Genomic DNA, 19,591 nt, shown 5'->3' with positions numbered 1-19,591 from the left:
CCGGGCCGGGCGGGGGCGCGGGCTACGATGGACGGGCGTGTCCTCGCCCCTCCCTGATGTCGCGGTGCTCGGCGCCGGCGTCGCCGGTCTGGCGGTCGCCTGGCGTGCCGCCCGCGACGGGGCGCGGGTCGTCGTGCTCGAGCGCGGCGCCGCCGGCGCGGCCGCGAGCCACGTCGCCGCGGGCATGCTCGCCCCGGTCGCCGAGGCGGACGCCGGGGAGCGCGCGCTGCTCGCCCTCGGGCTGGACTCGGCACGCCGCTGGCCCGCGTTCGCCCGCGAGCTGCAGGACGCCACCGGCGTCGACGTCGGCTACCGCGAGACCGGCACGCTCGTCGTGGCGCGCGACCGCGACGCGGCGGAGGCCAACGTCCGCGAGGCCGCGATCCGCGCCGAGCTCGGCGCGCCCGTCGCGTCGCTGCTGCCCTCCCAGGCCCGCCGCATGGAACCCGCGCTCGCACCGACGATCCGCGGCGCGCTGCACGCGCCCGACGACCACGTCGTCGACCCGCGCGCGGTCGTCGCGGCGCTGCTCGCCGCCCTGCGCGCGCACCCGGCCGTCGAGCTGCGCGAGCACGCCGGCGACCTCGTCCTGCGCACCGACGGCGCCGCGGTCACCGGGGTCGGGGAGGTGCGCGCGGGCGCGACGGTGCTCGCCGCCGGCGCCTGGTCGGCGGCCGCCGCCGCGCCGCTGCGCGACCACGGCGTGCGCGTGCCCGTCCGGCCGGTCAAGGGACAGCTGCTGCGCCTGCACCCGGCGCGCGCGGGCGAGCCGCCGCTGCTGCAGCGCGTCGTGCGGTTCGACAGCGGCTACCTCGTCCCGCGCGAGGACGGCACCGTCATCCTCGGCGCGACGATGGAGGAGCAGGGCTTCGACACGCAGGTCACCGCGCTCGGCCTCCACGAGCTGCTGCGCGACCTCCACGAGGTCGTGCCCGGCGGCCTCGAGCTGGCGGTCGCCGAGACCGTCGCCGGCCTGCGCCCCGGCACCCCGGACAACACGCCGCTGCTCGGCGCCCACCCGCACGCGCCGGGCCTGCACCTCGCCACCGGGCACCACCGCGGCGGGGTGCTCCTCGCGCCCGTCACCGCGGACGTCGTCGCCGCCGGCCTGCGCGGCGCCACCGATCCGGCCGCCGGTCCCGCCGTCGCCCCCGAGCGGTTCGACCCGGCGAGCGTCGCCGCGTGATCACCGTCAACGGCCAGGACGCCCCGGACCTCGAGCCCGGACTGACCGTCGCCGACCTCGTCCGGCGCGTCGCCGGCGTCGACCCCGACGGCCGCGGCGTCGCGGTCGCGCTCGACGCCACCGTCGTGCCGCGCGGCGCGTGGACGACCACCACCGTCCCGGACGGGACGCGCGTCGAGGTCGTCGGCGCCGTTCAGGGAGGATGAGGGCGTGGACGACCAGCTCCTGATCGCCGACCGCCCGTTCCCGTCCCGCCTGGTCCTCGGCACCGGCGGCTTCCCGCGGATGGAGACGCTCGCCGCCGCCGTCCGGGCCAGCGGCACCGGCATGGTCACGGTCGCGCTGCGCCGGATCGACCCGGCGATGCGCGGCTCGCTCGTCGACACGCTCGACGACTGCGGCGTGGCGCTGCTGCCCAACACGGCGGGCTGCTTCACCGCGCGCGACGCCGTGCTCACCGCGCAGCTCGCGCGCGAGGCGTTCGAGACCGACTGGATCAAGCTCGAGGTCATCGGCGACGAGCGCACGCTCCTGCCCGACGCGCCCGAGCTGCTGCTCGCGGCCGAGCAGCTCGTCGCCGACGGCTTCACCGTCCTCCCGTACACGACCGACGACCCGGTCCTCGCCCGCCGGCTGCAGGACGTCGGCTGCGCGGCGGTGATGCCGCTGGGCTCCCCGATCGGCTCCGGTCAGGGGATCCTCAACCCGTACAACATCGCGCTGATCGTCGAGCAGGCGACCGTCCCCGTCGTCCTCGACGCCGGCGTCGGGACCGCCTCCGACGCCGCGCTGGCGATGGAGCTCGGCTGCGACGCCGTGCTGTGCGCGAGCGCGATCAGCCGCGCGCACGACCCGGTCGCCATGGCCCGCGCCATCCGCGCCGGCGTCGAGGGCGGGCGGCTCGCGCGGCTGGCGGGCCGGATCCCCCGGCGCACCTACGCGCAGGCGTCCACGCCCCACGAGGGGCGCCCGGAGCTCGACCCCGACTCGGTCCCCGCACAGTGAGCCGCGACGCGCTGCTCGACGCCTGGCAGGACGCGTGGTCCTCGCGCGACCCGGACGCATTCCGCGCGGTCTGCACGCCCGACGTCCACTACGAGGACCCGGTGCTCGACCAGCCGATCGAGTCGGTCGGCGAGCTCGGCCGCCACGCCCAAAGGCTGTGGGACGCGTTCCCGGACGCCCGCATGGAGGCGACCGCGCAGCGGCTGTGGAGCCCGGACGGGCGCTACGGCTGCGCGCCGGTCAAGCTCCTCGCGACCCACAAGGAGGAGCTCGCGGGCCTGCCCGCCACCGGGCGGTTCCTCGTGCTGCACGCGGTCTTCTACGTGGAGCTCGACGAGCCCGGCGAGCGGGTCTGGCGGGTGCGCGGCTTCTTCGACCGCTACGACGCGGCCGTGCAGCTCGGCGTGCTGCCGGCCCGCGGGACGATGGGGGAGCGGGCGCTCCTCATGCTCCGCGGGTTCGGCTGGACCAAGGGCCGCTAGTCGCGGCCCCCGTCCCGGACGCGCTACTCGGTGACGGTGATCTTCCCCGTCATGCCCGGGTGCACGGTGCAGACGTAGTTGATGACCCCGGCCTTCGTGGTCTTGAACTCGTAGGTCTTGCCCTCGCCGAACAGCTCGGACTTGAACTGGCCACCGTCCTCGTCGACGGCGTTGTGGTCGACGGGATCCTCGTTCTTCCAGGTGACGGTGTCGCCGACCTTCACGGTGATCTCGGCGGGCTGGAAGCGGATCCCCTTCATGATGACCTCGCCCGGGGCGGCCTCGGGGGCCGGGGCGGCGCCGGTCTGGCTGGTCGTGGTCTCGGCAGGGGCGTTGCTCGTGGTGTCCTCGTCGTCGTCGCCGCAGCCGGCGAACCCGGCGAGGGCGAGGAGGGAGAGGGCGACGGCGGTCTTGCGCATGTGGTGTGGTTCTCCTGTGGGGAGGGGCGACTGCTCCTACGGGCGCAGCGTGTCATCCGGTTCACCCTCGGACACCGGTTTCCCTGCTTCGGCGCGGCGCAGCTCCACGCTCAGCGGCGGGTGGTCGCTGAGCCGGCGCATCTCGCCGTCGACCTCGCGGGCGCGCCGCAGCAGCGTCGCGGCGCCCGCCGCCGCGGTCAGCGCCGCCCCCACCTGGACGTGGTCGACACTCCGCGAGGCGACCGGGCGCAGCGGTCGCCCGGGCGGCGGCTCGCGGTCGTTGAAGTCGCCGCCGAGCACGACCGCGGGCCCGGCGCCCGGCAGGCCGAGCAGCCACCGCTCCGCGCGCGCCCCGTCGGCCCGGGCGCGCTCGAGCGGGTCGGCCTGGGAGGCGTGCAGGTTGCCGACCCACAGGACGCCCTCGGGGGCGAGCGGGCTGCCGGCCAGCGCGACCGCGTGCGCCACGCGCCGCTCGGGCGTGCGCGTCAGGCGCACCCGGCGGTGGTCGGTCACGACGCCCGCCGACGCGCGCACGAGGATGACGTTCGCGCCGCCGCCCCACGAGCCCAGCAGCCCCGGCCGGCGCGACGCGACCGCGCGGCGCAGGCACAGCAGCTGGTTGCGCGAGGTGAGCGCCGTGCGTGCCCACGGTGCTCCCGTCGCGCGGGCGAGCGGCGGCCCCCACCACGGGGGGACCTCCTGTAGCAGGGCGACGTCCCACGGCCACGCCGCGAGGGCGGCGGAGAACTCGGGCAGCAGCGACCGCTCGGTCTCCGGGAGCGATCGGCCGTGGAAGAGGTTCCAGCTCAGGACGCGCACCCCCGTATCCTTCCGCAGCCCATGCCCCGCCATCTCCTGACCGGGCTCGAGCTGAGCGCCGACGAGCTGCACGCCCTCCTGGACCGCGCCGTCGCGCTGAAGGCCGCGCCGTACTCCTCCGACGCGCTGCGCGAGAAGGTCGTGGCGCTGATCTTCCAGAAGCCGTCGACACGCACGCGCCTGAGCTTCGAGGCGGGGATCGTCGAGCTCGGCGGTCACCCGATGCTCCTGCGCGCCGAGGACCTGCAGCTCTCGCGCGGCGAGTCGGTGAAGGACACGGCGCGGATCCTCAGCCGGCACGTGCAGGCGGTCGGCGTGCGCACCGGCCCGGACGCGATGCTCGAGGAGCTCGCGGCGGAGGGCGACATCACGGTCTTCAACATGCTCACCGCGGGCCACCACCCGTGCCAGGCGCTCGCCGACCTGCTGACGCTGAAGGAGACGTTCGGCGACGTCCGCGGCCTGAAGCTCGCGTACGTCGGCGACGGCAACAACGTGGCGCGCTCGCTGGCGCTGCTCGGCGGCCTGGCGGGCGTCGAGGTCGCGGTCGCCGCGCCGGACGGCTACCAGCTGGAGGAGGGCACCGGCGCGCTGCTGACGAGCGACCCGGCCGAGGCGGTCGCGGGCGCGCACGCGATCTACGCGGACGTGTGGGTGAGCATGGGCGACGAGGAGACCGCGGACGCCCGCCGCGCCGCCCTGACCCCGTACCGGATCGATGACGAGCTGCTCGATCTCGCGGCACCCGACGCAGTTGCGCTGCACTGCCTGCCCGCCCACCCGGGCGAGGAGATCACCGCCGAGGTGCTCTACGGCGACCGTCAGCGCATCTGGGACCAGGCCGAGAACCGCCGTCACGCGCAGAAGGCGCTGCTCGAGCTCCTGCTCGCGCCGGTCGCGTAGCATCAGGCACATGCCGCAGCCCAAGCAGTCCGAGGGAACGACGCGCCGCACCTCCGGGGCGTCGACGGACGGCACGGGAACCGACGACGCGGCCCCCGCGGTCGTCCGCCGACCGGTCGCCCAGGCGGCCCCCGGCGACGACGAGGCGGCGGCGCTGCGCGACGAGGCGCTGCGCTCGAACATCTCGCAGCTGCGCGACCTCCTCGCCGGTGGCGTGGTCCTCACCGCCCAGCGCGTGCAGGAGGCGATGGACGACGCGGTCTCGCGCGGACGGCTCACCCGCGACGACGCCGAGCAGCTCGTCCAGGGCCTCGTCTCGACCGGCCGCCAGCAGGCGCACGACCTGATCGCCGAGGTCGAGGGCCTGCTCGACAAAGGCCGCACCGACCTCGACGACGCCGCCCGCAAGGTGCGCGACACCGCGGTCAAGAGCTCCGACCGGGCGCTGCGCGGCGCCGACCGCGTGCGCCGCGCGGCGAAGCTCCCGGCGCCCGGCGGCGCGTTCCCGATCGAGGGCTACGACGACCTGACGGCCGCCCAGATCGTCTCGCGCCTCGGGGAGCTCGACGCCTCCGACCTGCGGAAGGTCCGCGAGTACGAGACCCGCAACGCGAACCGCAAGTCGGTCCTCGGCGCGGTCGACAAGAAGCTCGCCTGACGGTCAGAGCAGCTGCTCGGCGCGGACGTAGTCCGCGGCGGTGAGCAGCGGGTCGGCGTCCACGAGCCACGGCGCGCCCGGCCAGTCCAGGCCGGTCGCCGTCGCCATCCGCTGCGCGTACCGCTCGCGCAGCTCCTTCACCGGGCCGCGGTCGAGCAGGTCGAGCTCGTGCAGCAGCCGCGCGGCCTGACGGCGGCGGCGCAGGATGCGGCGTAGCCGCAGGTGCTCGCGCAGCCGCTCGTCGCCGAAGTCCGGCAGCCGGGCCTCGAACGCGAACGCGGCCGCCTCGCCGAGGTGGGCGGGGAGCAGGTGACGCTCCTCGAAGCGCCACGACGGATCACGGGAGACGAGCAGCAGCGCGTGGCCCGCCTCGTGGAACAGCGACTCCGCCGCGCCGACCCCCGCGCCCGGGCGCACGACGAGATGGACGTCGCCCGGCACCGTCACGGCGGCGCAGAACGCGCGCGGCGACTTGCCCGGTCGCGGCTCCGCGTCGATCGCGAAGCCCGGCGCGTCCGGGTCCGCACCCGCCTGGCGCAGCGCGTCGTGCAGCAGCGCCAGCTGCCCGTCCGCCGGGAAGTGGTGGTCCGCCCACGCGGCGCGGTGCCAGGCGGGGCCGTCGGCGCGCGTCAGCGCCCCGTCGAGGGTGGGGGCGGACTCCTCGCGCAGCAGCGTCTCGGCGTGACGGCCGAGCGCCCCGAGGTCGACCTTCGTCATCGCCGTCCACAGCGCGCGCGCCGACGGCCAGCCGAGCGCCCGGATCTCCCGCCGCACCGCGTCCAGCGCCGCCGCGGCCGGGGCGGACAGCTGCTCGGCGACGATCGTCATCCGCGCCTCCTCCAGCTCGTGGCGGCGCAGCGGGGACGGCTCGACCGCGAGCTCCTCGGTCAGCGCGGCGAGGCCGCTGGCGCCCTCGAGCCGGGCGCGCTGCGCGTCGTGCGGGGCGGCGACCGCACGCAGGCGACTGCGGACCGCGAAGCCCCACAGCAGCCGCGCGCCGGCGTTCCCGTTCTGCGCGAGGTCCGCGAGGTGGTCGATCGCCTCGTCGGCCATCACGTCGGCGAACGCGGCGTGGATCGCCGTCGGCTCCCAGGTCGGGTCGACGCCCGCGTAGTGGCGGTGGTGCGCGCCGCCCAGGGCGGTCGCGTACTCCTGGGCGCGGGCCCGGTAGGCGCTCATCTCCATCGGGCTGCCATCCTGACAGCCATGGACGCCCCCGCCGCATCCCGCCCCCAGACCGGGGAGGAGCTCGAGCTCACGATCGACCGGCTCGCCCACGGCGGCAACGGCGTCGCGCGCCACGGTGGCGGCTACGTCGTCTTCGTCCAGGGCGCGATCCCGGGCGACCGGGTCCGCGCCGTCGTCACGAAGCGCAACCGCAGGTACGCGGAGGCGCGCACGCTCGAGATCCTCGAGCCGGGCCCCGACCGCATCGAGCCGGTCGCCCACCACCCGGGCGCCGCCTGGCAGGTCATGCCCTACGCGGTCCAGCTCGCGCACAAGCAGGAGCACGTCGAGGACGCTCTGCGGCGCATCGGCAAGCTCGACGGCTTCGAGATGGAGGAGATCGTCCCGGCGGTCGAGCAGTGGGGCTACCGCAACAAGCTCGAGTACTCGTTCGGCGTCGACGCGACCGCCCCGGGCGGGCTCGTCTGCGGCTTCCACGCCCCCGGCTCGTGGGAGACGATCGTCGACGGCGAGTCGAAGCTCGGCTCGGCGCGCGCGAACGCCGCGCGCGAGCAGGTGCTCGCCTGGGCGCGGGCGGAGGGCCTGACCGCCTACGACCGCCGCTCGACGCTCGGGTTCCTGCGCAACCTCGTGATCCGCGAGGGCCGTCGCACCGGGCAGCTGCAGGTCCGCCTCGTCACCTCCCCCGGGGAGCTCGACAGCGCGTCGCTGGAGGCGGCGGTGCCGTGCGACTCGCTCGTCTGGACGCAGGTCGACGGGACGGGCGAGACGACGCAGGGCGGCTTCTCCGAGCTCGTCGCGGGCCGCCCCGCGATCGAGGAGGAGCTCAGCGGCCTGACGTTCTCGATCAGCGCCGAGGCGTTCTTCCAGACGAACACCGAGATGGCCGAGAAGCTCTACGCGGTCGCCGCCGAGTACGCGGGCCTGAAGGGCTGGGAGCGCGTCTACGACCTGTTCTGCGGCATCGGGACGATCGGGCTGGTGCTGTCGCAGCGCGCGGGCGAGGTCTGGGGCCTGGAGATCATCGAGCAGGCGATCGAGGACGCGATCGCCAACGCGCGCGCCAACGAGGTCTCCAACGCGCAGTTCTTCGCCGGGGACGTGCGGCTCGCGCTCCGCGAGCTGGCGGAGAAGGCGAAGAAGCCGGAGCTCGTCGTGGTCGACCCGCCGCGCGCCGGCCTGTCGCAGAAGGTCGTGCGGCGGATCGTCGAGACCGCGCCGAAGCGGATCGTCTACGTCAGCTGCAACCCGACGACGCTCGCCCCCAACGCGGCCCAGCTCGTCGAGGCCGGCTACGTGCTGCGCCGGGTGCGGCCGGTCGACATGTTCCCGCAGACGCCGCACATCGAGTGCGTCGCGCTGCTGGAGGCCGGGCCGGGCGGCGTGCAGAACCCCGCGCGGGACTGACGCGGGCCGGCGCTCAGCGCGCGGGGCGCGCGAGCAGGTGGACCGGGCCCGCGTCGCGCAGCGGCTGCGGGCCCTCGAGGTTCTCGGCGCGGTAGCCGGCGTCGTCGAGGACGTCCAGCACCTCGTGGTTGGTGCCGTGCAGCTCGATCACGAGCGCGGGGCGGTGCTCGGCGAGCGTCCGCGCCATCCCCTGGAGCGCCGCGACCTCCGACCCCTCGACGTCGAGCTTCACCACCGCGGGGACGGGCCGGCCGGCGGCGACCTCCGCGTCGACGGTCGTGACCTCGACCTCGACGACCGCGGTCGTGCCGGGGTGGTGGCCACGGTCCTCGAGGTGCGACCAGCTGTGCTCGCCGACCTGCAGCAGCCTTGCCCGCCCGGGCGTCGCCGCGACCGCGGCCTCCCGCACCGTGACGGCGAGCCCGTTCAGCGCGACGTTCGCGCGCAGCCCGGCGACCGCGGGCGGGGACGGCTCGAACGCCACGACGTGCCCGCCGGGACCGGTGAGCCGGGCGGCCAGCAGCGTGAAGAAGCCGACGTTCGCCCCGATGTCGTAGACGACGTCCCCGGGCGCGACGGTGCGCCGCAGCGCCTCCTGCACCTCGGGCTCGAGCGTCCCGCGCACCGCCCCGTGCGCCTGCACGTGGGTGAGCGGGAATGCCCGCGGGTCGAGCAGCACGCCGCGGGCCGCGCCGGCCGCGACCTCGACCGGTCCACGGTCGACGAGCCGCTGCACGAGCGCCAGGGGCACGCCCGTCGCGCCGTCGGCCTCCAGGCGCGCGCGCAGCGCCGGCGGGAAGCGGGTGTAGAGGCGGTAGGCGCGGGAGCGCGCGATGCGGGCGGGGTGGGCCGGCACCGGCCGGATGCTCGCAGGTCCCGCCCCGCGAGCCGCGACGACCCGGCGTACCGGGTGATCGCGCACCCATATCCGGCATCGAGATCACCCAGTACGCCCTGCGGCGGGGCACGGCGCGGCGCGGCGGGCGGTGGGGCGCGGCGCGGCGCGGCGGGGCGCGGCTGGGCGGGCGCCGCGCCCGGTGGCGCCGCGTCAGCGCAGGCGGTAGACGCGGGTGCGCACGACGGTCTTGCCGGCGAGGTCGCGCACCGACAGCCGCAGGCTCGCGCTGACGCGCTTGCGGCGGCGCAGCGCGGCGGTGATCGCGTCGGTGCCGGCCTCGCTGGGCGCCACCGCCACGCGGACGGGCGCCGGGCCGTTGATGACCTCGCGCGCCGGCTCCAGGCGCACCGCGCGGCGCCGCCCGCTGATCCGCACCGTGCCCGTCACCGTCGCGGTGCAGGGCCGGTCGCAGGTGACCTGCGGGACGGCCGCGAAGTCCTCGCGGAAGCGCAGCACGGTCGGGCCGCCGAGCTTCACCAGGAACCGCTCCTGCGGGTCGTTCGTGACGTCCCCGCACGGCGTCGCGCCCGCGGGCCCGAACTTCTGGATGCGCCGGTTGCCCGCGTCGGCGACGTAGATCGCGCCGCGGCAGTCCGTGGTCACGGCCGTCGGCTCGGTCAGCTGGCCGGGCTGCGAGCCCGGGCCGGCGCCGAGCTGGCCGAGATAGCCGCCGGTCTCCGTGAACGCCTGCACGCGCGAGAGCCGCCGGTCGCTGACGTAGAGGACCGGTCCGGCGAACGCGAGGTCGCTGACGTCCTGGAAGAACGGGCCGGGGTCGTCGGCGCGCTGCCCGAACAGGCCTGCGAACTCGCCGGTCGGCCGGAACAGCTTCACCTGCGGGGAGTCGCCGACGTACAGCAGCCCGTTGGGTCCGAAGGTCAGGCCGTCGGTGGAGCCGAGCGTGGGCTCGTCGACGGCGGACAGGCTCGTGCCCGCACCGATCGTCCCGGCGAAGGCGCCGGGGTTGGTGAAGACCACCACGCGCTGGTTGCTGCTGTCGCCGACGAGCACGTTGCCCGCCCCGTCGACGGCGAGGCCGGCGGCGCTGCGGAACTGGCCGGGACCGTCGCCGCGGGAGCCGAACGCCCGCCGGTACTCGCCCAGGGGGCTCCAGACGCTCACGCGGGCGCGGTCGGGGCCGGCCTCGCCGACGTACACGGTGCCGTCGGGCCCGATCGCCAGCGACTCGCCGCTGTCGATCGCGTCGGGCAGCTCCTCGGTGCGCCGCTGGTCGTCCGGGTCGTTCGGCCGGCCGAAGGTCCGGATCAGCCGTCCGTCGGCGGTGAACTTCTGTACGCGACCGCTCGAGCCGAGCGTCTCGTCGAGCACGTAGACGTAGCCGCGCGCGTCGGCGACGACGTCCTTGATGTCCCGGAACTGGGTCGGGGCGTCCCCGAGCGTCCCCCAGCTGCGCAGCAGCTGCTGGGCGCTCGCGGGCGCGGCGGCCACCGCCGGGAGGGCGGCGGCGAGCCCGGCGGCGACGGCGAGCCGGACGGCGCGTCGCGGGCTCATCGGCGCTTCGCCCAGCTCGGGCCGGTCAGGGCCATGTTCCGCTTCACCAGCGACGGCGAGCCGCCCCGCGTCGGCACGGTCAGCAGGTCCTTGCCGCGGTTGAACGCGACGGTCCGCCCGTCGGGGCTGAAGATCGGCGTGTCGTCGCGCCGGGAGCTCGTCAGGTAGCGGATGAAGCGGCCGGTCGCCGGGCTGTAGAGCGCGATCCGACCCTTGCGGATCGCGTTGCTCGAGTCCGCGGGGACGGGCTCGCTGACCACCGCCAGGTAGCGGCCGTCCGGCGAGACGGACGGGGTGGACAGGAACCGCGCCGGGTCGACGGCGACCGGTCGCAGGCAGTCGCCCTCGTCCTTGCCGGCGGTGCGGTCCTTCAGCTCGCAGATGAAGTCGGCCTCGCCCTCGTCGGGGTCCTCGGGGGCGAGGAACGTGCGGCCCCGGTACCAGGCGAACTCGCCGAGGAGGGTCTCGACGGTCGTCGAGTCCGCCTCCCCGGGGCCGCGGCGCTGCAGCGACGGCGCGAGCGGGTACTGGCACTGGAGGCCGAGGTCGATGTTCGGCACGCACAGCGGCGTGACGATGTACTGGATCCACGCGAAGTTGCGGCCGTCGGGGCTGACCGCGGGGAAGATGCCCTCGCCGATCTTCGTGCGCCCGCGCCCGTCGCGCGAGGCGCGGAAGACGTCGTCGCCGTAGCTGAAGGCGAGCGTCCGGCCGCTCGGGGAGGCGGAGACGCCCTGGTACTCGTCCTTGCCGCGGGCCCGGTAGAGCGTCGTCAGGCGCCGGGTGCGCGGGTCGACGCGGCAGAGGTTCTTGCCGCAGATGCCGTAGATGACGGTGCCGGACGCGCGACCGCGCTTCGTGCGGTCCGAGCCGCGGACCGGTGGGGCGTCCGCGTCGGGGCTGGGCGGCGTGACGACCGGGGTCGGGGACGGCTGGGGGGTCGGCGGGGGCGTCGGGGTGGGCTGCGGGGTCGGGGACTGCGGCAGGACCGAGAGCGCGACGCTGTCGTAGACGGTGCCCGAGCCGCCGGGCTCCTGCAGCGAGACGCGCACGCACGTGTAGGGGCGGCCGGCGAGCGACGGGCTGGTGACCGAGGCCGACACGGTCGCCCCGTCGTAGGCGGCGTTCGCGGGCTGCGGCGCGGTCGGGGTTCCGGCGTTCTCGTTCCAGACGAAGCCGTCACCGGACACGGTCCCGCCGCCCAGACGCGTGGTCGGCGTGCCGCCCTCCGCGAAGCCGCAGCCGCCGCTGACCTCCGAGCCGACGAACCCGAAGACGAACGAGCGGGTGCTCGCGTCGGCGGGCGCGGCGAGGGTGAGCCGCAGCGCGAACGTCCCGGCCGCGCTGTCGTAGCCGGCCTGCGCGCCGAGGATGTCGCGGGCAGGGGCCGGGTCGGCGCTGTCGCCCGCCGGGTCTGGGGCGGACCCGGAGCGGACCTCCGCGGCGGCCGGGGGCGCCGCGGCGCCGAGAGCGGCGGTGGTCAGGAGGGCCAGCCATCGCGCACGGGGAGCCATGCCGCGCCCCTACCCCGTCGGCGCCGTCCCGAACCACGATCCGCGACCGGTGTCGAAGCTCGGCGCGTCCGCCATGATTGAGGGGTGAGTCTCCCGCCCGAACGCGCCTCCCGGACCGCGCTGCTGTTCACGCTCGGCGGGATGGCAGCGCTCGTGGCGCTCGTCCTGCTCGTCCCCGATCTGCGCGAGCTGGCCCAGGCCGCCTTCCGCGGCGACACGGGCCTCGTGCGCGAGCGGCTGGACGAGCTCGGCGTCGCGGGCGTGCTGCTGCTCTACGCGTTCATGCTCGTCCACATCGTCGTGCCGTACCCGTCGGAGATCCCCAGCGCCGCCTCGGGCTACGTGTACGGGTTCTGGGCGGCCGTGCCGATCGCGATGGCCGGCTGGACGCTGTCGGCGATCGGCACCTACTACGTCGGGCGCTACGCGGGCCGGCCCGCGATCCACCGCCTCGTCGGCGAGGAGCGGGCCCGCAAGGCGGAGGCGGTCGTCGACCGCGGCGGCGCGGGAGCGCTGCTCGCCGCGCGGCTGATCCCGCTCGTCCCGTTCAGCCTCATCGGCTACGTCGCCGGCGCGACGAGGGTGTCGCTGTGGCGGTTCGTCTGGACGACCGTCATCGGGTTCCTGCCGCTGACCATCGCCTGCGTCTACCTCGGCTCGCGGCTCGAGTCGCTGCACCCGTCCGACCCGCGGCTGTGGGCCGCGCTCACGCCGCTGCTGCTCGCGGTCGCCGCCGGCATCTGGGCCCACCGCCGGCGTACGCCCGTCGTCGACGCCGAGACCTGACTCAGGCCGGCGGCGCGCAACGGGCCCGCAGCGCGGTCAGCCGGGCCGCCGGGCTGCGGGGCGGGTCGAGGCGGCGCGAGGCCCGGTCGAAGCGGGTCTCGGCCCGGTCGAGCGCGCGGCGGCTCTTCGCACGCGACAGCTCCCGCGCGTAGGTCCGCAGCACGCCGAGGAAGGCGATGTCGTTGGCGGGCACGCGCAGCACGTTGCGGCAGGCGCGATCCTCCACCTCCCGGGTCGCCGTGCGTCCGAGCGCGCGGGCGCGCGCGATCTCGGTCGTCAGCCGGGTGATGCCGCGGCGCAGCGCGCCGACGCATGCGCTGCCGGAGCACTCGAACGCCGACGCGCTGGCCACCTCAGCCAGGCAGTGGCGGCGGTAGTCGCGCAGCAGCGCGTCGTCGGTCGACAGGTCGCGGCAGAGGCGCAGATAGCGCCGCTCCTGCGCGCGCGTGGCCTTCGGGCTGAACGCCGGGACCGCGGCGGCCATGACGGGCTCGAGCGCCGCGTACCGGGACGCCTCCAGCGGCGCCGGCTCCGGGGCGGGCGTCGGCTCCGGCGTGGGCGTCGGCGTCGGCTCCGGGGTCGGGGTCGGCGTGGGCGCCGGGCACGGCCGCTGCAGGAACCCGCCGCACGGGCTCTGGGCCTGCGCCGCGCCCGGAAGGGCCGCGCAGGCCAGTACGACGATCCCTGCCGCCAGCCTCATCCTCATGGGGCGGGACCTTCTCACGGGGCCGCCGTACGACGCAAGTCGCACGCGGCGCTCAGGCGCCGAGCTCCTCGCGCAGCGCGCGCAGCTCGCCGCGGACGGCCGCGAGGTCGTCCTGCAGGCGCGCGACCTGCGCCTCGAGGGCCGCGACCCGCGCGTCGTCGGCGGGCGCGGGCGCGGCCGTGGGGACCGGGGTGGGGGCGGGCGTCGGCGCGTCGGACACGACCGCCGCACCCGGCGTCGTCACGGGCGCGGGCGCGCCGGCCACGGACGTCGTGTCGGCCCCGGCCTCCTCCTCGCCCCCGAGCAGCTGCACGTAGCGCTCCTCCTTCTGCCCCGGGCGCCGCTCGAGCTTCGCGACGTGCCCCCGGCCGATCAGCTTCTGCAGCGTGAACAGCAGCTCGTCGAGGTCCGCGAAGCGGTGCAGCCGCTCGCTGCGCGCCTTCAGCTCGCCCGGAGTCTGCGGGCCGCGCAGCAGCAGCACGCCGAGCAGCGCGAGCTCGTCCTGCCCGATGCCGAGCGCCTCGTCGAGCAGGTGCCGGTACTTCGCGGTCCGCGACGAGGAGCTGCTCGCCAGCCGCGACCAGCGCCGCCGCCCGAGCCGCTGGGCCGCCTCCCGCACGGTGTGCTCGTCGTAGTCGACCACCGGGTCGCGGTTCGTCGACTGGTTGCACGCCAGGCGCAGCGCGTTGAGGCTCAGCGGGTACTGGTCCGGCGTCGTGCGCTGCTTCTCGATCAGGCAGCCCAGGACGCGGAGCTCGACGGCATCGGGATCCACGGCGCGTAGGGTAGTCGGCCATGAGAGCAGCGACGATCCGTGACGGTGCCGTGTCGGTGCAGGAGCACCCCGACCCGACCCCCGGCGCCGGGGAGGTCCTCGTCCGGGTCCGGGCCGCGGGCCTCAACGGCGCCGACCTCCTGCAGCGCAAGGGCTTCTACCCGGCCCCGCCCGGCTCCCCGGCCGACATCCCCGGCCTCGAGCTCGCCGGCGAGGTCGCACAGCTCGGCCCAGGCGCCACTCGTTTCGCCGAGGGCGACCGCGTCATGGCGATCGTGGGCGGCGGCGGTCAGGGCGAGCTGTGCGTCGTGCACGAGCGGCAGCTGATGGCCGTCCCCGAGGGCCTGGACTGGCCCGGGGCGGGCGGCGTGCCCGAGGTGTTCACGACCGCGCACGACGCGATCTTCACGCAGAGCGGCCTCGTCGCGGGCGAGCGGCTGCTCGTCCACGGCGCCGCGGGCGGGGTCGGCACCGCCGCCGTCCAGCTCGGTGCGGCCGCGGGCGCGCACGTCACCGCGACGGTCCGCAACCCCGAGCTGCGCGACCGGGTCGCCGAGCTCGGCGCCGACGTCGTCCTGGACCCCGAGGGGTTCGCCGACCACGGCCCGTTCGACGTCGTCCTCGAGCTCGTCGGCGGCCCCAACATGCCTGGCAACGTGCAGGCGCTGAACACCGGCGGGCGGATCGTCGTGATCGGCGTGGGCGGCGGCGGGAAGGCGGAGCTGAACCTGCTGGCGCTGATGGCCAAGCGGGGCGCGATCCGCGCCTCGACGCTGCGCGCCCGGCCGCTGGAGGAGAAGGCGCTGACCGCGCGGGCGATGGAGCGCAGCGTCCTGCCGCTGCTCGCCCGTGGCGCGCTCACCGTCCCGGTGGCCGAGACGTTCCCGCTGGAGCGGGTCCACGACGCCTACGAGCGGTTCGCGGCGGGCGGCAAGCTCGGGAAGATCGTCCTCGAGCTGTAGCGCGGGACCCGTCTCCGGGGCGTCCGACGCTCGGGTTTTCCGCCCCGTACCGCCGCGTCGACCGTTCGCCCCGGCGGTCCGGTGGGTATCCCGCGGGCGTGCTGGAACTGCGCGAGCTGCGGAAGGCGTTCGGCGACCGCGTCGCCCTCGACGGCCTCTCCCTGACCCTCGAGGCCGGGCAGCTGCTCGGCTTCGTCGGCGCCAACGGCGCCGGAAAGACCACGACGATGCGGATCGCGCTCGGCGTCCTCGAGCCCGACGCCGGAGACGTCCTCTGGGACGGTCGGCCCGCGACGCCCGCTGACCGCGCGAGCTTCGGCTACCTGCCGGAGGAGCGCGGGCTCTACACGCGGATGCGTGCCCGCGCACAGCTCGTCCACTTCGCGCGCCTGCACGGCCGGGACGCCGCGACCGCCGCGGACGCGGCCGACGCCGTGCTCGACCGCGTAGGCCTCGCCGACCGCGCCGACGACCGGGTCGAGGACCTGTCCCTGGGCAACCAGCAGCGGGTCCAGCTCGCCGCCGCGCTCGTGCACGACCCCGCGTGCCTGATCCTCGACGAGCCGTTCAGCGGCCTCGACCCCGTCGGCGTCGACCTCATGTCCGAGGTCCTGCGCGAGCGCGCCGAAGCCGGCGTCCCCGTCCTCTTCTCCAGCCACCAGCTCGAGCTCGTCGAGAAGCTCTGCGACGCGGTCGCGATCGTCTCGGGCGGCCAGGTCGTGACCATCGGCGAGGTCGCCGGCCTCCCCGCCCGCTACCGGGAGCTCGTCCGTGCCTGAGCGCGGCGGAGCCACCTGGCTGGTCGCGCGGCGCGAGATCGTCGAGCGTGGCCGCGAGCGGTCGTTCCTCGTCTCGACGGTGCTGTCCGTCGTGATCCTCATCGCGGTCGTCGTCGTCCCGAGCGCGCTCGGCCTCGACGGGCCGTCCAAGCAGACGCTCGCCGTCACGCCCGACGTGCCCGCCGCGCTCGTCACGCAGCTGCAGGCGCGCGCCGACGCCTACGACGTCGAGCTCACCGTCGACCGCGTCGCGGACGTGGTCGCCGCGCGCGCCGCCGTGTCCGACGGGGACGCCGACGCCGCCCTCACCGACCGCGGCGCCACCCTGTCGGCGGAGCAGGATCCCGACGACGACCTGGCGCTGCTCGTGCAGACCACCGCCCGCGACCTCGGGACCGCCAGCGCGCTGCGCGAGCGCGGCGCCGACGCCGCCGAGGTCCGCCGGATCCTCGACCCGAGCCCGGTCCGGACCGCGCAGCTGGACCCTGGCGGGGACGACGCGGCCGCCGCCGGCGTCGCGTTCGTCGTCGCGCTGCTCCTCTACTTCCAGCTGATCGGCTACGGCAACTGGGTCGCGTCCGGGGTCGTCGAGGAGAAGTCCTCCCGGGTCGTCGAGCTGCTGCTCTCGACCGTGCGGCCGTGGCAGCTGCTCGCCGGGAAGATCCTCGGGATCGGGGCGCTCGGGCTCGTCCAGCTGCTCGGGATGGCGGGCCTGGGGGTGGGGGTCGCCGCCGCGACCGGGGCGGTCGAGCTCCCCGACGCCACCCTGCCGGCGATCCTCGCGGTCCTGCCCTGGTTCCTGCTCGGGTACGCGTTCTACGCCACCGTGTTCGCGCTGCTCGCGGCCACGGTCGCCCGCCAGGAGGACCTGCAGTCCGCGACCGGCCCGATGAACCTCGTGCTGATGGCCGCGTTCTTCGCCTCGTTCGCCGCGCAGAGCGACCCCGAGGGCGGCGTCGCGCGGATCGCGAGCCTGCTGCCGCCCAGCGCCCCGCTCGTCATGCCCTCGCGGATCGTGCAGGACGCCGCGGCCACCTGGGAGATCGCGCTGTCGGTCGGCCTCATGCTCGCCGCGATCGCCGTCGTCATCCCGCTGGCGGGCCGCATCTACGCCGGCGGCGCGCTGCGCACCGGCAAGCGCGCCTCGCTGCGCGAGACCTGGCGCGCCGCCCGCGCCTGAGCGCCCAGGTCTGCGGCAGGTTGCGGAGCGCGCATCCGGGGTTTCCCCGGATGGAGACGCCTGCCGGACGCGGGAGGATGCAGCTCCCCCGATCACCGCCGAGGAGCTGGTCGAGTCAGCGCGACGGTTCCGCTCCTCATCGGCGGCGCGGATCTCGGGCGGGGGACGGTGCCACGCAGCGGAGCCGTCCCCCGCCTGGGCTCCGCACCGCCGCTCTCTCGGTTCGCGGTGTGTGCGCCCAGGGTCAAGCGCCGGCCGGCTCGCGCACGAGCCGGTCGGCGTTGGGCACCAGCAGGGCGGCGGCCACGAACGCGATCGGCGCCGTGCCGAACCCGTCGACGAGGTCCCCCACGAGACCCGCCAGAGCCGGGGCGAGGGCGAGCGCCACGAGCGTCGGCCCGCGACGCAGGCGCCCGTCGCGGCGCGCCCAGGTCGCGAAGACCGCGAGGAAGAACACCGACGAGGCGAGAACGCGGTCGACGGTGTCGGTCGCATCGGTCCGCACGTCGCCCCCGACCAGCTCCAGCGCGGCGACGAGCAGCGGGATCGCGAGCACGAACGCGGGCTCGTGGAAGACGCGCGCGAACAGCATCCCCGCGCACGCGAACGCGACCGCGGCGGGCACGAGCACCACGGTGGCCGTCGCGTCCTGCCCGGAGGCGAGCCCGGCGCCCGCGAGCAGGCCCGTCGCGACGAGCACGAGCACGACGCTCCAGCGGACATCCCCCAGCGGGGTCGCCGCGACGACCCCCGCGCCGGTCGCCAACGCGACGAGCAGCGCGCCCGCGTCGACCATCGACTCAGTACGGCGGGAGGTCGGCGTACCAATCGCCGAGGACCCGGAACGCCGACCAGAACGCGCGCTTGGCGCCCTCCTCGTCGAGCGCGTGGTCGATGTCGGGCGTGTAGAGCGCGTCGATCGACGGCGTCAGCTCCTGCACCCGGCCCGGCTCGGCGATTACCGGCCGCGCGAGCGGCACGTCGAGGTCGTTCAGCACGGCGAGCGCCTCCTCGCCCATCACGACCACGATCTTCGGCTGCACGATCGCGAGCTCCTGCACCACGCGGGCCATGCACCCCGGGTCGGCGAGGGCGGTGTCGCTGACCGGGCACTTCACGCACAGCGTCCCGTACACGACGAGCGGATCGATGCGCAGCCGCTCCAGCGACTTCATCAGCGCCGTGCCGACACGGCCGTAGAACGCCACGCCCTCCTCGATCTCCGCCGCGGTCGGCGCGAGCTTCAGCAGGAACACGTCGGCCTGCGGGTGCCCGGAGCCGAGAACCGGCATCAGGCTCCCGCGCGGGCAGTCGGAGCAGTCCTGGATCTCGCGCGTGAGCGTGTTCAGCTCACGGATCGCGCGCTCCAGGTACTTCTCCCGGATCTCGTCGTCGGTCGCAGGCATCGGCGACGTCTTGTTCGACGGCGGCGGGGCTGCGTCCTCGCCCTGCATCACGACTTGCGCGGCGCTCGACCGGCCATCGACCGATGGTAGCGCCGCGCGGAGGCGGGCCCGCCGGGGTCAGCCGACGATGCGCCCGATCGGGGCGCGGTGCACGGTGCGCACGCGGTAGTCGGCGTCGCTGTACGTCGAGGAGCCCGACTCGTAGACGACGCGCAGCTCCCCGCGGGCGATGACCATGCCCTCGGACATGTTCGGGGCGAGGATCGAGCGCAGCGGCCGGCCGAACGTCGACCCGAGCGCGTGGACGTCGATGCGGCTGTCGTTGTCGCGCCCGTAGGAGCGGCTCCAGACGACCTTGCCGCCGGTGATGACCATGCCCTGGACCTGCGGGGGGTTGATCATGTTGCGGCCCGTGCGGACCGGGACGCCGCCCTTCGCGAAGCGGTACTCCCAGGTGGTGCCGTTGGCGTTCTCGCGGAACTGCCCGAGCCACATCCGGTCGCCGGCGATGGTCATGAACGACGAGGCCGAGACGGGCCAGTCCTCGTCGAGCTTCACCGTCGACATCTCGGGCTTCGCGAGCTCGCTCTTGCGGACGCGGTAGACGATGCCGTCCTGGGTGACCCACAGGTACCGCTTGGTGAACCCGATGCCGCCCGCGTGACCCTTGCGGGGGAGCACGAGGATCTTGCGCTTGGCGCCGGTGTTCCGGTCGATGATCGCGATGCGGCTCTTCTGCTTCTCGTTCCCGTCGTAGTACGAGATCACGAGCGCGTCCTGCTCGGACCAGTACGCGAGCCCCTGCGGCACCCAGGAGGTGTCGTGCCCGGGGATCTTCGCGCCGCCACGGTCGAAGAGGTCGTAGTAGAGCTTGTAGCGCGGGGGATCCGCGGCCTGCGCGGGACTGGTCGGGCCCGCGAGCGCGACGGCGGCGGTCGCGAGCAGCGGCAGGACGGCGAGGGAACGGCGCAGACGGGTCATGGGCCGGTCCTTCCCGCGCGCGCGT

At 75.6% G+C, this 19,591-nt stretch carries 22 protein-coding genes; 11 read left to right on the top strand and 11 right to left on the bottom strand.

Annotated features, from left to right (window positions below; genetic code table 11):
* The first annotated feature begins 37 nt into the window (after window positions 1-37).
* Genes thiO through C7Y72_RS04645 form a run of 4 tightly spaced genes read left to right on the top strand, consistent with a single transcriptional unit; the run spans window position 38 to window position 2,673 of the window.
* Window positions 38-1,186, top strand: coding sequence for a glycine oxidase ThiO (thiO, locus tag C7Y72_RS04660; RefSeq protein ID WP_199223855.1), 1,149 nt, complete (start codon window positions 38-40; stop codon window positions 1,184-1,186).
* On the top strand, window positions 1,183-1,392 hold the full coding sequence (gene thiS, locus C7Y72_RS04655) for a sulfur carrier protein ThiS (protein WP_107567423.1): 210 nt from the start codon (window positions 1,183-1,185) through the stop codon (window positions 1,390-1,392). The genes thiO and thiS overlap by 4 nt, the downstream gene beginning before the upstream one ends.
* Window positions 1,393-1,396: 4 nt before the next feature.
* Window positions 1,397-2,191, top strand: coding sequence for a thiazole synthase (locus C7Y72_RS04650; protein ID WP_107567422.1), 795 nt, complete (start codon window positions 1,397-1,399; stop codon window positions 2,189-2,191).
* On the top strand, window positions 2,188-2,673 hold the full coding sequence (locus tag C7Y72_RS04645; protein ID WP_107567421.1) for an ester cyclase: 486 nt from the start codon (window positions 2,188-2,190) through the stop codon (window positions 2,671-2,673). Before C7Y72_RS04650 ends, C7Y72_RS04645 begins: the two co-directional genes overlap by 4 nt.
* 23 nt (window positions 2,674-2,696) lie before the next feature.
* On the opposite strand, the gene C7Y72_RS04640 is transcribed toward C7Y72_RS04645, so the two are convergent.
* On the bottom strand, window positions 2,697-3,092 hold the full coding sequence (locus tag C7Y72_RS04640; protein ID WP_107567420.1) for a cupredoxin domain-containing protein: 396 nt from the start codon (window positions 3,090-3,092) through the stop codon (window positions 2,697-2,699).
* Window positions 3,093-3,128: 36 nt separating this feature from the next.
* Entirely contained in the window at window positions 3,129-3,911 is a 783-nt protein-coding gene (locus C7Y72_RS04635) for an endonuclease/exonuclease/phosphatase family protein (RefSeq protein ID WP_107567419.1), read from the bottom strand.
* A 21-nt stretch (window positions 3,912-3,932) separates the two neighbouring features.
* On the opposite strand from C7Y72_RS04635, the gene argF reads away from it, so the two are divergent.
* Together argF and C7Y72_RS04625 are read left to right on the top strand one after the other, a co-directional pair.
* The gene (gene argF, locus C7Y72_RS04630; protein WP_107567418.1) at window positions 3,933-4,814 is read left to right on the top strand and encodes an ornithine carbamoyltransferase; all 882 of its coding nucleotides are present in this window, start codon (window positions 3,933-3,935) and stop codon (window positions 4,812-4,814) included.
* 10 nt (window positions 4,815-4,824) lie between these two features.
* A complete protein-coding gene (locus tag C7Y72_RS04625; protein WP_107567417.1) occupies window positions 4,825-5,472 on the top strand; it encodes a hypothetical protein in 648 nt (215 codons plus the stop codon).
* 3 nt (window positions 5,473-5,475) lie between these two features.
* Here C7Y72_RS04625 and C7Y72_RS04620 read toward each other — a convergent pair whose 3' ends face one another.
* Window positions 5,476-6,657 carry a hypothetical protein gene (locus tag C7Y72_RS04620; protein WP_107567416.1) on the bottom strand — a complete coding sequence of 394 codons (1,182 nt, stop codon included), beginning with the start codon at window positions 6,655-6,657 and terminating at the stop codon, window positions 5,476-5,478.
* 21 nt (window positions 6,658-6,678) lie between these two features.
* On the opposite strand from C7Y72_RS04620, the gene rlmD reads away from it, so the two are divergent.
* Complete coding sequence (gene rlmD, locus C7Y72_RS04615; RefSeq protein WP_107567415.1) at window positions 6,679-8,067, top strand: 23S rRNA (uracil(1939)-C(5))-methyltransferase RlmD; 1,389 nt, start codon at window positions 6,679-6,681, stop codon at window positions 8,065-8,067.
* A 13-nt stretch (window positions 8,068-8,080) separates the two neighbouring features.
* On the opposite strand, the gene C7Y72_RS04610 is transcribed toward rlmD, so the two are convergent.
* The 3 genes from C7Y72_RS04610 to C7Y72_RS04600 form a co-directional block, all read right to left on the bottom strand.
* Window positions 8,081-8,923, bottom strand: a complete 843-nt coding sequence (locus C7Y72_RS04610) for an FkbM family methyltransferase (RefSeq protein WP_158276644.1) — start codon at window positions 8,921-8,923, stop codon at window positions 8,081-8,083.
* Between the two features lie 192 nt (window positions 8,924-9,115).
* Complete coding sequence (locus C7Y72_RS04605; protein ID WP_107567413.1) at window positions 9,116-10,477, bottom strand: NHL repeat-containing protein; 1,362 nt, start codon at window positions 10,475-10,477, stop codon at window positions 9,116-9,118.
* A complete protein-coding gene (locus C7Y72_RS04600; RefSeq protein WP_107567412.1) occupies window positions 10,474-11,991 on the bottom strand; it encodes a TolB family protein in 1,518 nt (505 codons plus the stop codon). The genes C7Y72_RS04605 and C7Y72_RS04600 overlap by 4 nt, the downstream gene beginning before the upstream one ends.
* 84 nt (window positions 11,992-12,075) lie before the next feature.
* On the opposite strand from C7Y72_RS04600, the gene C7Y72_RS04595 reads away from it, so the two are divergent.
* Window positions 12,076-12,777 carry a TVP38/TMEM64 family protein gene (locus C7Y72_RS04595; RefSeq protein WP_107567411.1) on the top strand — a complete coding sequence of 234 codons (702 nt, stop codon included), beginning with the start codon at window positions 12,076-12,078 and terminating at the stop codon, window positions 12,775-12,777.
* Between the two features lies 1 nt (window position 12,778).
* Here C7Y72_RS04595 and C7Y72_RS23685 read toward each other — a convergent pair whose 3' ends face one another.
* Window positions 12,779-13,483 (bottom strand): hypothetical protein, encoded by a 705-nt coding sequence (locus C7Y72_RS23685; RefSeq protein WP_199223854.1) that lies wholly within the window; start codon window positions 13,481-13,483, stop codon window positions 12,779-12,781.
* Window positions 13,484-13,535: 52 nt separating this feature from the next.
* Window positions 13,536-14,258, bottom strand: coding sequence for a DUF480 domain-containing protein (locus C7Y72_RS04585; protein WP_158276643.1), 723 nt, complete (start codon window positions 14,256-14,258; stop codon window positions 13,536-13,538).
* A 20-nt stretch (window positions 14,259-14,278) separates the two neighbouring features.
* On the opposite strand from C7Y72_RS04585, the gene C7Y72_RS04580 reads away from it, so the two are divergent.
* The 3 genes from C7Y72_RS04580 to C7Y72_RS04570 all read left to right on the top strand — a co-directional run bounded on the left by C7Y72_RS04580 (window position 14,279) and on the right by C7Y72_RS04570 (window position 17,179).
* Window positions 14,279-15,220: a zinc-binding dehydrogenase gene (locus C7Y72_RS04580; protein WP_107567408.1), complete on the top strand. Its 942-nt coding sequence runs from the start codon at window positions 14,279-14,281 to the stop codon at window positions 15,218-15,220.
* Between the two features lie 98 nt (window positions 15,221-15,318).
* A complete protein-coding gene (locus C7Y72_RS04575) occupies window positions 15,319-15,999 on the top strand; it encodes an ABC transporter ATP-binding protein (protein WP_107567407.1) in 681 nt (226 codons plus the stop codon).
* Window positions 15,992-17,179: an ABC transporter permease gene (locus tag C7Y72_RS04570; protein WP_107567406.1), complete on the top strand. Its 1,188-nt coding sequence runs from the start codon at window positions 15,992-15,994 to the stop codon at window positions 17,177-17,179. Before C7Y72_RS04575 ends, C7Y72_RS04570 begins: the two co-directional genes overlap by 8 nt.
* Window positions 17,180-17,423: 244 nt before the next feature.
* Here C7Y72_RS04570 and C7Y72_RS04565 read toward each other — a convergent pair whose 3' ends face one another.
* The 3 genes from C7Y72_RS04565 to C7Y72_RS04555 all read right to left on the bottom strand — a co-directional run bounded on the left by C7Y72_RS04565 (window position 17,424) and on the right by C7Y72_RS04555 (window position 19,566).
* Complete coding sequence (locus C7Y72_RS04565) at window positions 17,424-17,975, bottom strand: hypothetical protein (protein WP_107567405.1); 552 nt, start codon at window positions 17,973-17,975, stop codon at window positions 17,424-17,426.
* 4 nt (window positions 17,976-17,979) lie between these two features.
* Window positions 17,980-18,585, bottom strand: coding sequence for a uracil-DNA glycosylase family protein (locus tag C7Y72_RS04560; protein ID WP_107569608.1), 606 nt, complete (start codon window positions 18,583-18,585; stop codon window positions 17,980-17,982).
* Between the two features lie 117 nt (window positions 18,586-18,702).
* The gene (locus C7Y72_RS04555; protein ID WP_199223853.1) at window positions 18,703-19,566 is read right to left on the bottom strand and encodes a hypothetical protein; all 864 of its coding nucleotides are present in this window, start codon (window positions 19,564-19,566) and stop codon (window positions 18,703-18,705) included.
* Window positions 19,567-19,591 lie beyond the last annotated feature (25 nt).

The organism is Paraconexibacter algicola (assembly GCF_003044185.1).
Lineage (GTDB): Bacteria > Actinomycetota > Thermoleophilia > Solirubrobacterales > Solirubrobacteraceae > Paraconexibacter > Paraconexibacter algicola.
The sequence above is the reverse complement of the archived record's forward strand: the minus strand, read 5'-3'. Positions and strand labels throughout refer to the sequence as shown.